11 protein-coding genes are annotated in these 12,206 nt (G+C 69.4%); 6 read left to right on the top strand and 5 right to left on the bottom strand.

The window, feature by feature from the left end; translation table 11 throughout:
* From ACH413_RS03900 to ACH413_RS03885, 4 genes are read left to right on the top strand one after another with little or no spacing between them, the layout of a single operon-like run.
* Entirely contained in the window at positions 1-1,554 is a 1,554-nt protein-coding gene (locus ACH413_RS03900; protein ID WP_360030342.1) for an FAD-binding protein, read from the top strand.
* Positions 1,551-1,904, top strand: a complete 354-nt coding sequence (locus ACH413_RS03895; protein ID WP_360030339.1) for a ferredoxin family protein — start codon at positions 1,551-1,553, stop codon at positions 1,902-1,904. Before ACH413_RS03900 ends, ACH413_RS03895 begins: the two co-directional genes overlap by 4 nt.
* Positions 1,901-3,058 carry an ROK family transcriptional regulator gene (locus tag ACH413_RS03890; RefSeq protein WP_360030337.1) on the top strand — a complete coding sequence of 386 codons (1,158 nt, stop codon included), beginning with the start codon at positions 1,901-1,903 and terminating at the stop codon, positions 3,056-3,058. Before ACH413_RS03895 ends, ACH413_RS03890 begins: the two co-directional genes overlap by 4 nt.
* Positions 3,059-3,060: 2 nt before the next feature.
* Positions 3,061-4,389, top strand: a complete 1,329-nt coding sequence (locus ACH413_RS03885; RefSeq protein WP_360030335.1) for an LLM class flavin-dependent oxidoreductase — start codon at positions 3,061-3,063, stop codon at positions 4,387-4,389.
* Here ACH413_RS03885 and ACH413_RS03880 read toward each other — a convergent pair.
* A complete protein-coding gene (locus tag ACH413_RS03880; protein ID WP_360030333.1) occupies positions 4,379-5,248 on the bottom strand; it encodes an NmrA family NAD(P)-binding protein in 870 nt (289 codons plus the stop codon). The genes ACH413_RS03885 and ACH413_RS03880 overlap by 11 nt on opposite strands.
* Before the next feature lie 98 nt (positions 5,249-5,346).
* Between ACH413_RS03880 and ACH413_RS03875 the strand changes: the two genes are divergently transcribed.
* Positions 5,347-5,904, top strand: a complete 558-nt coding sequence (locus ACH413_RS03875; protein WP_360030331.1) for a TetR/AcrR family transcriptional regulator — start codon at positions 5,347-5,349, stop codon at positions 5,902-5,904.
* A gap of 1 nt (position 5,905) precedes the next feature.
* Here the strand turns inward: ACH413_RS03875 and ACH413_RS03870 are convergent, their stop codons facing one another.
* On the bottom strand, positions 5,906-6,592 hold the full coding sequence (locus ACH413_RS03870) for an SDR family NAD(P)-dependent oxidoreductase (protein ID WP_360030330.1): 687 nt from the start codon (positions 6,590-6,592) through the stop codon (positions 5,906-5,908).
* A gap of 92 nt (positions 6,593-6,684) precedes the next feature.
* On the opposite strand from ACH413_RS03870, the gene ACH413_RS03865 reads away from it, so the two are divergent.
* Complete coding sequence (locus ACH413_RS03865; RefSeq protein ID WP_360030328.1) at positions 6,685-7,293, top strand: TetR/AcrR family transcriptional regulator; 609 nt, start codon at positions 6,685-6,687, stop codon at positions 7,291-7,293.
* 1 nt (position 7,294) lies between these two features.
* Here the strand turns inward: ACH413_RS03865 and ACH413_RS03860 are convergent, their stop codons facing one another.
* The 3 genes from ACH413_RS03860 to ACH413_RS03850 form a co-directional block, all read right to left on the bottom strand.
* Positions 7,295-8,695: a radical SAM protein gene (locus tag ACH413_RS03860; RefSeq protein ID WP_360030325.1), complete on the bottom strand. Its 1,401-nt coding sequence runs from the start codon at positions 8,693-8,695 to the stop codon at positions 7,295-7,297.
* Positions 8,695-11,166, bottom strand: a complete 2,472-nt coding sequence (locus ACH413_RS03855; protein ID WP_360030323.1) for a glycosyltransferase — start codon at positions 11,164-11,166, stop codon at positions 8,695-8,697. Before ACH413_RS03855 ends, ACH413_RS03860 begins: the two co-directional genes overlap by 1 nt.
* Before the next feature lie 175 nt (positions 11,167-11,341).
* Positions 11,342-11,929, bottom strand: coding sequence for a transglycosylase family protein (locus ACH413_RS03850; RefSeq protein WP_360030321.1), 588 nt, complete (start codon positions 11,927-11,929; stop codon positions 11,342-11,344).
* Positions 11,930-12,206: the final 277 nt, after the last annotated feature.

Here is a 12,206-nt window from a genome sequence, read left to right as displayed (position 1 = left end):
ATGACGCTCACAGCTGACGTGCTGGTGGTGGGTGGTGGACCCGCTGCCACCTGGGCCGCGTTGAAGGCCGCCGAACAGGGCGCCTCGGTCGTGCTGGCGGACAAGGGCTACTGCGGAACGAGCGGCGCGACCGCGTCCGTCGGCACCGGCGTCTGGTACGTGCCGCCGGACGACGAGGCGCGTGAGGCCGCCATGGCGAGCCGGGAGGCGCTCGGCGGCTATCTCGCCGACCGGCGCTGGATGGCCAGGGTGCTCGACGAGACCTACGAACGCGTCAACGAACTGGCCGACGCCGGCCGCTACCCGTTCCCGGCCGGGCCGGACGGCACCTCGCTGCGCAACGGCCTGCAGGGCCCGGAGTACATGCGGCGCCAGCGGATCCGGGTGAAACGGGCCGGCGTCACGATCCTCGACCACAGCCCCGTCACCGAGCTGCTCACCGACGCCGACGGCGCGGTGGCGGGCGCGGCCGGGTACCAGCGGCAGGCCGACCGCCCGTTCGAGGTGCGGGCGGGCGCGGTGGTGCTCGCGACGGGCGGCTGCGCGTTCCTGAGCAAGGCGTTCGGCTGCAACGTGAACACCGGTGACGGCGCGCTGCTCGCCGCGGAACTCGGTGCCGAGCTCTCGGGCATGGAGTTCTCCAACGCCTACGGCATCGCGCCGGAACACACGTCGGTGACCAAGACCGCGTTCTACAACTACGCCACCTTCTACCGGGCCAACGGCGAGGTGCTCGAAGGCGCGGGCAGCCAGCGCGGCCGTTCGGTGATCGCCCGGACCCTGTTGTCGGAGAAGGTGTTCTGCAAGCTGGACCTCGCCGACGACGCGGCGCAGAAGGCGATGCGCCTGGCGCAGCCCAACTTCTTCCTCACCTTCGACCGGCTGGGCGTCAACCCGTTCACCGACCTGTTCGCGGTCACCCTGCTGGCCGAGGGCACCGTGCGCGGCACCGGCGGGATCCGGATCGTGGACGACGGCTGCGCCACCACGGTTCCGGGCCTGTACGCGGCGGGCGACGCGGCGACCCGTGAACTGATCTGCGGCGGGTTCACCGGCGGTGGCAGCCACAACGCGGCCTGGGCGATCTCGTCCGGTTCCTGGGCAGGTCGTGCCGCGGCTGAGTTCGCCCGATCGCTCGGACGGGGCACGCGCACCGTGACCGCCGCGGGTGGCGCCGGACTGCGGCCGACGGGCAACGAGAACGTCGACGTCGCCGAGATCGTCCGGACCGTGCAGGCCGAGGTCCTCCCCTACGACAAGAACTACCTGCGCCACGGCGACGTGCTGCGGACGGCGCTGAAGGAACTCGACGGTGCCTGGCTGTCCATCCGAGCCGGACTGCACGGCGAAGGCGCCGCGGTCGTACCGGCACGTCAGGCCGCCGCGATGGTCGCGCACGCGAGATGGATGTACACGTCCGCCTTGGTGCGCGACGAAAGCCGGGGCATGGCGAAGCGGCTCGACCGTCCCGAACTCGACCCCGCCCAGCACCACCGGATCACCTCCGGCGGTCTGGACGAGGTGTGGGCACGACCGGAGGGAGCACTGACGTGATCGAACTCGTGTCGGCGGAGCGGTGCATCACCTGCGACAAGTGCATCGAGGTGTGTCCCACCAACGTGTTCGACCGCGGTGAGGACGGGCTTCCGGTCGTCAGCAGGCAGTCCGACTGCCAGACGTGCTTCCAGTGCGAGGCCAACTGCCCGGCCGACGCGCTGTTCGTCGCCCCGCTGACGCACCCGTTGCCCGCGGAGTCCCCGGAACACGACGAGGAACACCTCCGAAGCACCGGTCTGCTCGGCAGCTACCGCAGGGAGATCGGCTGGGGACGTGGCCGCACGCCGGGGGCCGCGCGGGCGATCGGCCCGGCGCTCTCCCCGACCGGCCCACCGCTGATCTCATGAGCACGGCCGCGTCAGTGGTGCTCGGCACGGTGTTGCGGCAGGGGCCGATCCCGCGCAGTGCCATCGCGCGCACGTCCGGACTGAGCCCGGCCGCGGTCACCCGTGCCTGCGCCGCGCTCGCCGAACTGGGCCTGCTCGTGGAGATGCCGCAAGCCGTGCCGTACCAGGGAATCGGACGGCCGCAGGTGCCGGTCGACGTCGACACCGGCAGGCACGTCGTGGCGGGCATCCACGTCGCGCACCCGTACTGCACGCTGACGTTGCTCGACCTGCGCGGCACGGTGCTGGCCCGCAGGACGATCCCGCACGCCGGCCCCGATCCGCGTGAGGTGCTCAGCACCGCGGCCGACGAACTGCTGCGACTGCACGACGAACAGCTGCCGGGCCACATCCCGCTCGGTCTCGGCGTGGCGGCCGGCGGCTGGGTCGACCCCGAGCACGGGGTGATCGTCCAGCACGCCTCGCTCGGCTGGCACGGCACCGAGGTCCGGGATCTGCTCACCGCCAGGACCGGGCTGCCCGTGCGGGTCGACAGCCACACCAGAGCCCTGGCGCGCGCCGAGCAGCTGTTCGGCGCCGCGAACGGCCACGACTCGGTGCTGCACCTGTTCGTCGGCAACGTCGTCGACGCCGCGATCGTGACCGGCGGCGCGGCCCATCGCGGACCGCGTTCCGCGGCCGGTGACGTCGCGCACCTGGCCCTGGGCGATCCCGCTGTCCGTTGTGAGTGCGGCAAACGCGGCTGCCTCGAAGCCACCGTGTCCGACCGGGCCTGGGCCGAACGGGCGTTCCGCGAGGGCGTGATCAGCAGGCCGCACATCTTCGACCTGGTCGGCGCGGCGGTCGCGGGATCACCGGAGGCGGTGGCCTGTCTGGCCGAACGGGCCCGCGTCGTCGGCAGGGCGGCGGCCGTGCTGTTCGACTTCGTCGACCCCGGGGTCCTCGTCGTCACCGAACTCGGCACGAACCGCGTGCCCGAGTGCGTCACCGCGCTGCGCGACGAGGTGTCGGCGATGTCCCGCGCGTCCGCCGACGTCGTGCTGGCGAGCAGTTTCGGTGAGGACGTCCTGGCCGTCGCGGCGGGTGCCGTGCAGCTCGACGCCCTCTACGCCGACCCCCTGAACATCCGAATCCCCGTCTGGCGAGGAGTTTGAAGTTGTCCGCACGCGAGCTGCACCTCAACGCGTTCCTGATGGGCGTCGGTCACCACGAGGCCGCCTGGCGGCACCCGCGCACCGACCCGCGCGCGCTCGACGACGTCACGCACTTCCAGAACCTCGCGCGCATCGCCGAACGCGGCACGTTCGACTCGGTCTTCCTCGCCGACGGCGTGCAGATCTGGGGCGACGTCCGGCACACCGCCGCGGGCCGGTTCGAGCCCCTCACCCTGCTCACGGCGCTGTCGCAGGTGACCGACCACATCGGACTGATCGCCACCGCGTCCACCGGCTTCTCCGAGCCCTACAACCTGGCCCGCCTGTTCTCCTCGCTCGACCACATCAGCGGCGGCCGCGCGGGCTGGAACATCGTCACCACCGCGCAGGACCGCTCGGCGCAGAACTTCAACCGCGAGGTCAACACCGCGCACGCCGAGCGCTACCAGCGCGCCGACGAGTTCCTCGACGTCGTCACCGCCCTGTGGGACTCGTGGGAGGACGACGCCCTGGTCCTCGACCAGGAGAACGGTGTCTTCGCCGACGAGGCGAAGGTGCACGAGATCGGCCACAAGGGCCGGTTCTTCTCGGTGCGCGGCCCGCTCAACGCCGTCCGCAGCCCGCAGGGTCACCCGTTGCTGGTGCAGGCCGGTTCCAGCGAGGACGGCAAGACGTTCGCCTCCGCCTGGGCCGAGGCGGTGTTCACCGCGCAGCAGACCCACGAGGAGGCGACCGCGTTCTACTCGGACCTGAAGCGCCGCGTGGTCGCGTTCGGCCGGGACGCGGACGACCTCCTGGTGCTGCCCGGCGTCGTGCCCGTGCTGGGCGGCACCGAGGCCGAGGCGAAGGAGCTGGCCGCCGAACTCGACGACCTCATCATCCCCACGCGGGCGGTGCGCCAGCTGACGGAGCTGATCGGCATCGACCTGACCGGGCACCCGCTGGACGAGCGGCTGCCCGAACTGCCGCCGGTCAGCCACGTCAACGGCGCGAAGAGCCGCTTCGAACTCGTGCGCGACCTGGCCGAGCGGGAGAAGCTCACGTTGCGGCAGCTCCTCGGCCGGCTCGGTGGCGGACGCGGCCACCAGGTCATCGCCGGGACGCCCGAGCAGATCGCCGACCACATCGAGCTGTGGTTCACCACGGGCGCCGCCGACGGGTTCAACGTGATGGCCCCGCTGCTGCCGTCCGGGCTGGAGGACTTCGTCGACCACGTCGTGCCGCTGTTGCGGGCCCGCGGCCTGTTCCGCAGCGAGTACACCGGACGGACGTTGCGCGAGCACTACGGCCTGACGAGGCCCGTCAGCCGGTACAGCCGCGTCACCGTGTGAGCGCCCACTCGGCGAAGCTAGTGAGAGGAAGGCCGAGCGCCCTGGCGTACTCGGGGCGCCCCGCCATCCAGGTCTCGTTCAACCGGTCGTGCCCGGCACCCATCTCCGGCATGCCCGCGGCGAACGCCTCTTCCAGCGTCATGTCCGGTGCCGTGAGTTCTGCGCCGAACGCGTCTGAGAGCACGGCGGCGATCTCCGTCATCGAGAGGTGATCGCTCGCCAGTTCCAGCTCGACGCGGTCGAACCGCTCGGGGTCGGCGACGACGGCGGCCACCGCGACACCGATGTCCCTGACGGCGACCAACGCCAGCTTCGTGGTGGGCTTGAGCAGGCTCACCAGACCGCCCTCGATGCCGCGCGGGAACAGGAATGCCGACGACGGCAGGAAGTTCTCCATGAAGAAGCCGGGCTTGAGCAACGTCCACCGCTCGAACCCGGCCGCGCGGACCCGGTCCTGGATCTCGGCCTTGGTGTTCATCGACGCCTGACGGATCGGGAAGCGCTCGTCCACGACCCGCGGCCCCGCACTGTCCACAGTGGTCTGGATGAACTGCGGAACGCCCGCCTCGACCGCCGCCTGGATGAGGTTGGTCGCCTGGGCGAGTTCGCTCGCGAAGTCGAACCCGTCCTGCGTGAACGGCGCCATCTGCACCGAGAACACGGACCGGACGCCCTTGACCGCGGCGGCCAGCGAGTCGCGGTCGAGCAGATCGCCTTCGACGAGTTCGACGTCCAGGTCCTTCGCCCGAGCGGGATCGCGAACCAACGCGCGCACAGGCACACCTGCCGCCTTGAGGGCGCGCACAGCGGCACCGCCCTGCTTCCCGGTGGCTCCCGTGACCAGCACTGGTGCGGACATGACTCTCCCTAGCAGCAGAAACATAAACGGCGGGGCCCGCCGTTTCATGTCCGCTACGATATGGCGGACCCCGCCACTTAGCAAGCTTGAGGATGAGCATGGCCGATCACCAGCGAGCCGATGCCCGGCGCAACTACGAGCGGATCCTCGCCGTGGCCGAGCAGGAGGTGGCCACGCACGGCGGCGGCGCGTCACTGGAACAGATCGCCCGAGTCGCCGGAGTGGGTTCGGCCACCGTCCGCCGACACTTCCCCACCCGGCACGCACTGCTGGAAGCCGTGTCAGCGCAACGGATCGAGGCGCTCTGCGTCCGCGCCCGTGAACTGGACGGCGTCGGCGACAGCAGGGACTCGTTGCTCGCCTGGCTGGACGACCTCGTCGCGTACTGCGTCGCCGCGCGCGGACTCGCCACCGCCCTGGCCTACGAGGGCGACCCGGTGGACGGCAACTCGTGCGCGTCCGTGATCGCGGAAGCCTCGGAACCGTTGCTGCGCCGCGCGATTCGGGACGGCGCGGTCCGCGAGGGCGTCACCGCGATCGAGCTGGTGACGTTGATCGTCGGCATCGTGATGGTCACCGAGCACCACCAGGATCCGGCCGCCTCGGCCGGGCGGCTGTTCGCACTGGCCGTGGCGGGGATCAGCCCGGTCCGCTGACCTACCAGGGCAGTTCGCCGGACTCGTCCTGCAGCGTCCCGGTCGGACCGTCCGGCCCGAAGGTCGCGAACCGCACGACGACCGCGGCGCTCTCCTGCACCGGCCGCCCGATCCCGAACGCCGCGGTCATGTCCGTGGCGGTCGCGCCGGGCTCCAGCGCGTTGAACTTGATGCCGGGGTGGGACTTCGCGTACTGGACGGTCAACATGGTCGCCGCCGACTTGGAGGCGGCGTAGAGCGCGAGCGGCAGGCCGAACTCCGGCCGTTCGGGGTTCGTCACCGCCCAGAACGAGCCCAGGCTGCTGGAAATGTTGACCACGTTGGGGTTCTCGGACTTGCGCAGCAGCGGAAGCGCCGCCTCCGTGACGCGGACGATTCCCACCGCGTTGGTGTCGAAGGCCCGCAACGCCATGGGCCCGTCGAGGGCTTCGGTGGCGAGGATGCCGGCGTTGTTCACCAGCACGTCGAGTCGGCCCTGCTCCGCGTCGATCGTGGCCAGGGCGGCGGTCACCGAGGCGTCGTCGGTGACGTCGAGCTGCACGAACCGGGCACCGAGGTCGGCCGCGGCCTTCTCGCCGCGTTCGGTGTCACGCGCACCGACGTAGACGACGTGACCCAGTTCCAGGAGCTGTTTGGCCGTCTCGAAACCGATGCCCTTGTTGGCCCCGGTGATCAGCGTGATGGTCATGCGCCTCTACCCCTCACTTCTAGAACGATCGATGCAGAACTCGACCGTAGCACGTTCTGAAGCGATCGCTTCAGAAGGCGTAGGATGGAGAGGTGGAGACCACACCGCGCCGCACGACCGGCCGACCGCGAGGGTTCGACGCCGACGAGGCGCTCGACCGCGCCCTGCTGGTCTTCTGGGAACAGGGGTACGAGGGCGCCAGCCTGGCCAACCTGACCCAGGCGATGGGCATCTCGACGGCCAGCATGTACGCGACGTTCGGCAACAAGGAGCAGTTGTTCCGCAAGGCCCTGGAGCGCTATGACGAGGGTCCGAGCGCGTACGTGCCCGTGGCTCTGGCGGAACCGACCGCCCTCGGTGTGGCCGCGGCGCTGCTGGCCGGCACCATCCGCACCACCACCCGCCCTGACCAGCCGCACGGGTGTCTCGGGGTGCAGGGCGCGCTGGCCACCGGTGACGCCGGACGGGAAGTGCGCGCGCTCCTGGTCGACTGGCGCAAGAACGGCTTCGCGCGGATTCGCGAGCGGTTCCAGCGAGCCGTCGACGAGGGTGATCTGCCCGCGGACACCGATCCGGCGCTGCTGGCTCGCTACGTCGCCGTCTTGCAGCAGGGCCTCGCCGTGGAGGCCGCCAGCGGCGTCGATCCCGCGGAACTGCAGGAACTCGCCGACGCCGCTCTGCGCAACTGGCCGCTGCCCTGACTCACAGCTCCGTGTTGATGATGGCCTCCACCAGCACCTCGCCGTCTTCGGTCAACGAGACTCCGTCCGCGTCGACCGACACGAGACCGCGTTCCGCCAGGGAACCGAACTTCTCCCGCCACGGACTCTCGTGCAGGGACTTGCCGTACAACGCGCTGTGCAGATCGGCGCGCAGTGGCTGCAGGGTCGACAACGCCATCTTGACCGCACGAGCCTCCTGCGCGGTGGCGTCGAACCCGGTCGCTGAGCCCAGCGGCACCCTGCCCTCGTCGACGGCCTGGGCGTAGTTCTTCCAGTTCACGTCGGTGATCGCCTCGGAGGCGCGGCAACTGGAGCTGCCACCGAGACCGATCGCGACCTCGGCCTCCTGCTTGTCCTGGTCCACCATGATGGACTTCCACTTCTCCGGGCCGAGGCCGTCGCGGGCGAAGTACATGGTGGGGTGCTCGGTGTAGCCCGCGGCGCGCAGGCCGTCGGTCAGCACCTCGCGCATCCGGTACTGCTCCTGCAAGGTCGGCCAGAAGTGCCCGTCCTTCACCAGCTTCTCGCGGTACTGCGGGAGCTGCCACGGTGCCGGCTGCTCCCCCGCCACCCCGGTCCTGGTCTCGGCGTAGGACTTCAGGTGCAGCTTGGTGCACACCACGGCGGTGATCTCGTTCTCCAGCACCACGTCGAGGTCGCGTTTGACGCTGTCGACGGTCTGGTCCAGCAGGCCGTACATCAGGTCGATGCTGACCCACTCGAAGCCCGCGGCCTGCGCGTTGCGGACGAAGTCGACGCACATCTGCGCCGAGTGCTCACGGCCGCACTCCCGCAGCACGTCGTCGTCGAACGACTGCACGCCGCTGGACAGCTTGGTGCAGCCCAGTTCCCTCAGCGCCTCGAGCTTCGCCGGGGTGAACGTGCTCGGGTCGCCCTCGAAGCGGATCGTCGTGTCGTCGGTGAAGCCGAAGTTCTCCCGGTAGAAGTCGAGCAACCGGCGGATGTCCTTCTCCGGCAACAACGACGGGGTGCCACCGAACACGTTGAACTCACCGACGGGTGCGGTCGCCAGCTCCGGCACGCGTTGCAGCCAGAGCTCGGCCTCCCGGATGTTCCAGTCCACCCACTGCGTCAGCTTCGCCTCGTTACGGCCGCCCTTGACCAGCACGACCGGGTACTGGCAGAAGCGGCACTTGTAGGCGCACGTGGGGATGTACGACCAGAGGTGGATCGGCGCGGTGCCGACGAGCTGATCGGTCAGGTCGTCGAGGAAGTTCTCCACGCCGTAGCCCTCGACGTTGCCGGGGAACACGTGCGCGCCGAACGGGTCCTCGGTGACGTAGTCGAGCAGGTGCGCGTTGGCGGGATCCTGCAAAGCCGCCCACACCCTCGGTTCGGGGTCCGTCAGAACTCGGTTCATCAGAACACGCCTCCATTGCCGAAGTAGTTGTGCGCCTCCCCCGACTCGCGGTCCTCGCAGTAGTACTTCACGAACTCCGCGAACCTGGCGGCCGGTACCGAGTCGAAGCACTCCGGCAGCGGTGGCGGGAAGCCGATGTCCTCGCCCACCGTCGCGCGCAGCCGGGCGAAGATCTCGTCCCGGAACTCCAGGTACAGCCGGTACGACGGCGTCTTGTAGGAGTGGATGGGCAGGAAGTCGGTGACGCTCATCTCGGCCTTGATCTCCGCGATGCGCGCGCCGAGCCGGTGCGTGAGGTCCTCGCCGAAGAACTCGACCACGGCGTCCTCGTCCAGAAAGGACGGTGTGAGCAGGACGGGCAGGATCGTGTTCTTCGGCGTGAAGTCCTTGATGGAGAACTCCCACGCCTGCAACGCCTCGGCCTCGGTCAGGTCGACCGTCACCGGCGGTGCCTCCGGCCGGATGTCGCGCATGACGATGATGCCGTCGTTGCCGTACGCGCGGCCGGTGATGACCTCGTCGATGGCGTGGTTGACGCGCCGCGGGTTGATCTCGACCTTGGACTTCGGGGCGTAGGTGATGTCGTGGCCGGAGCCGGCGACCCGGATGCCGAAGTCCCAGTCGTCGGACAGGTGGTTCACGAACCGGCCGTGCTGCAGCTGGTAGAAGATCTCGATGCCGCCGACGTCCTCGTAGGCCTCGCGCTCGACCGCGAAGCCCTTGCCGTCGGGAAAGCCGCCGAACAACGAGAACGTCACCGCTCGGCACCGCAACGTGCGCTGAATCGCGTCCCAGAGCCGTGGTCTGCCAACGAAGTGCTCGGCGTTGTAGTAGTAGTCGCACACGCCGATCGCGGCCTTGTCCTTCTCCATCGCCGCCAGGAGCTCGGTGAGCCAGCGACGGTCCACCCGGCAGTCCGCGTCGGCCGACATCAGGTAGAAGCGCTCGCCGGGGTCCTTGCGGTTCCTGCTCCTGCGCACCGCGAACTCCATGCCCGCCCGGCGCGCGCACGCGACGCCCTGCTCGCGTTCGCTGATCACCTGGATGTCGACCGGCGAACTCTCGGCGAACCGGCGGGCGATCTCGACTGTGTCGTCGGTGGAGTTGTTGTCCACCAGCACGATCTCATAGCTCGCGGGATCGATGTCGTCCTGGTTCTGCAACGACAGCAGCACGTCGTTGATGTTCGCGGCCTCGTTGTACACCGGCAGCACGACGCTGAGGCGGACCTCCGCGCCCATCGCGGGCGGGTACAACGTTGTCACCAGCTCGTCCGCGACCTCGCGGGTCTGCGTGCCGAGCTGCCGGTTGTGCGCCACCACTTCCGCCCGCCTCTCCGCGTTCGTCATGAGATCGTGCACCTGCCGCGCGAACTCCGGCGTCGGCAGGTCGTGCTCCAGGATGTCCAGCACCGGCGCCTCGAAACCGGCGTACACCGTGTCGTACAAGGCATAACGGCTCGCGATGTACGGCACACCGGCCGCGATCGCCTCACCGATGGGGTTGCCGTAACTCTCGTAGTCGTACGACGTCAGGAACGACACGACGTCGGCGTGCGCGAGCAGGTCGCGCACCGAGAACTCCGCACTGGCCGACTCGCACGGTTCCAGCACACCGCCGAAGACGACCGGCACCTGGAGTTCTTCCGCGAGCGCGCGGAGTTTCCCGGTCTCGGCCGGGTTCTCCTCGGTGTCGCCCGCGACGAACAGGCACGTGCCCGGCAACTGGGCCACCAGGTGCAGGTCCCGATCGATGCGCTTCTGCGGGATGATCCTGGTGAACCTGGCGATGATCTTCGTGTCCGGCGCGATGCCGTGCCGTTCCAGGAAGTCCGGGCGGCCGGGACGGCTCGGCGGCGTGAAGGTGTTCGGCAGCACGTCCAGGTTGCGCAGGTGCGGCATCCACTCGAGCGTGCGGCGCTTCGCTTCCTCGTGCAGCGCGAAGTAGTGGATGTGCGGCGAGTTCACCATCGGAGGCGTTGCCGGATAAGGAAAGCTGCCGTACTTCGCCGGCTCGCTTTGCCACATCAGGTCGTGGTCACGCCACAACACGAACGTGCCGAGCTCGTGCGCGGCGCCGTATCTGGCGATCGCCCGGTACAGGGCCTTGGTGTAGGCGACGTTCTCCGGCAGCGTGCCGTTCTCGACCACGACGAGCGTGACGCCGCGGTCTTCCCATGTCCGCACGATCGCGTCCGCGAGTGCATCAGTGACACGATCGGTGTCGGGCAACTCGTTGCGACGCACGGATTCCAGCGTCGCCGCCACGAATTCCCGGTCGTAGCCCTCGATGTGCGCGACACCGTCGACGCGATCCAGCGTCACCCAGTCCGGCACGCGTTCGTGCCGATAGTCCTGGAAGAACCGGTCTTTGTCGGCCTTGATGTCGTACCCGAGGTCGAGATGAACGCCGAAACCCCGGTCAGCGAAGGACTTGGCGGTCTTGAGGAACTCGACCACCACTCCGGACATTGCCGTGGCATCGAAGGAAACACCCCAAAGAGCCGGCATTGGCTGCTCCGTTTCGAGTGAGTCACTCTCACTCGAACCTAGCATGGAAGCGCTTCCCCGCCAGGTTGCGTCTCAATGGGCTCCACACGCGAACGGACCGCCCACCACGTTCAGCGGTGAGCGGTCCGTTCCTGCGTCACTTCGTGGCGATCCTGTCCCCGACCCTGATGAGGTCCGGGTTCGTCAGGAACCGGGAGTTCTTGGCCACCAACGCCTGCCAGCCCCCGTCGACGCGGAGTTCGGTGGCGATGCTGCTCAGCGTGTCACCGGCCTTGATCGTGTAGTCGCCGTCCGGGTTGCTCGCCGACGGCGCGGCCGCCGGGACCACGGGCACGACCCGCGACACGGCCTTGCCGGCGTTCGGAACGTGCCGCTGGCGAACCGGCTGCGGGCTGCTTCCCCCACGCCGGCCGCACGAGCCCCACGCTCCGATTCCCTGGCTGGCCAGCACGCGTTCCGCGACGCGGATCTGCTCCTCGCGGGAGGCCTGGTGGGCACTGCCGGTACCGCCGTTGGCCTTCCAGGTGGACGGGCTGAACTGCAGTCCGCCGGAGTAGCCGTTGCCGGTGTTCGTCGACCAGTTGTTACCGCTCTCGCACTGCGCGATCCGGTCCCAGTCGACGGACGGCGCGGCGGAGGCGATGGTGCCGCCCGCCGCGAGCAGTGCCGCCGTGGAAGCGGAGAGGAGCAGGACGCGGGCGGTGGTGACGCTGAGCTGACGCATGTCCCTTTTCGGGCCCCGCCGCGCTCTCGCCGGTGAGGGCGCCTGTCCGGCGGAGACGTGTTCCGTGACCTGGAACAGGGCCCGGCCGCTGGACAGGTGAGCGCACGGCGGGCCCTGGTGCTGCAGCGGCCTTGCGGTCGCTGGCAGGACCGTAAGAACGCTCGGCGGGATCCGCACGGCCGGAGGCGGGCAAGATCACTCGATCGGTGATGATCACGAACTTCGTGTTTCGGCTTCGCGCGACGGTGTTCACGGTGGACGTGTTTGCGCCACCGCC

Origin of the sequence: Lentzea sp. NPDC020367 (assembly GCF_044387305.1) — a bacterium.
Classification (GTDB): Bacteria; Actinomycetota; Actinomycetes; order Mycobacteriales; family Pseudonocardiaceae; genus Lentzea.
The sequence above is the reverse complement of the archived record's forward strand: the minus strand, read 5'-3'. Positions and strand labels throughout refer to the sequence as shown.

Excerpts from the sequence above, each read along its gene's own strand:
- ACH413_RS03850 (WP_360030321.1), bottom strand. The coding sequence starts at position 11,929 with ATGCGTCAGCTCAGCGTCACCACCGCCCGCGTCCTGCTCCTCTCCGCT.
- ACH413_RS03890 (WP_360030337.1), top strand. The coding sequence starts at position 1,901 with ATGAGCACGGCCGCGTCAGTGGTGCTCGGCACGGTGTTGCGGCAGGGG.
- ACH413_RS03870 (WP_360030330.1), bottom strand. The coding sequence starts at position 6,592 with ATGACCATCACGCTGATCACCGGGGCCAACAAGGGCATCGGTTTCGAG.
- ACH413_RS03855 (WP_360030323.1), bottom strand. The coding sequence starts at position 11,166 with ATGTCCGGAGTGGTGGTCGAGTTCCTCAAGACCGCCAAGTCCTTCGCT.
- ACH413_RS03900 (WP_360030342.1), top strand. The coding sequence starts at position 1 with ATGACGCTCACAGCTGACGTGCTGGTGGTGGGTGGTGGACCCGCTGCC.
- ACH413_RS03875 (WP_360030331.1), top strand. The coding sequence starts at position 5,347 with ATGGCCGATCACCAGCGAGCCGATGCCCGGCGCAACTACGAGCGGATC.
- ACH413_RS03860 (WP_360030325.1), bottom strand. The coding sequence starts at position 8,695 with ATGAACCGAGTTCTGACGGACCCCGAACCGAGGGTGTGGGCGGCTTTG.
- ACH413_RS03880 (WP_360030333.1), bottom strand. The coding sequence starts at position 5,248 with ATGTCCGCACCAGTGCTGGTCACGGGAGCCACCGGGAAGCAGGGCGGT.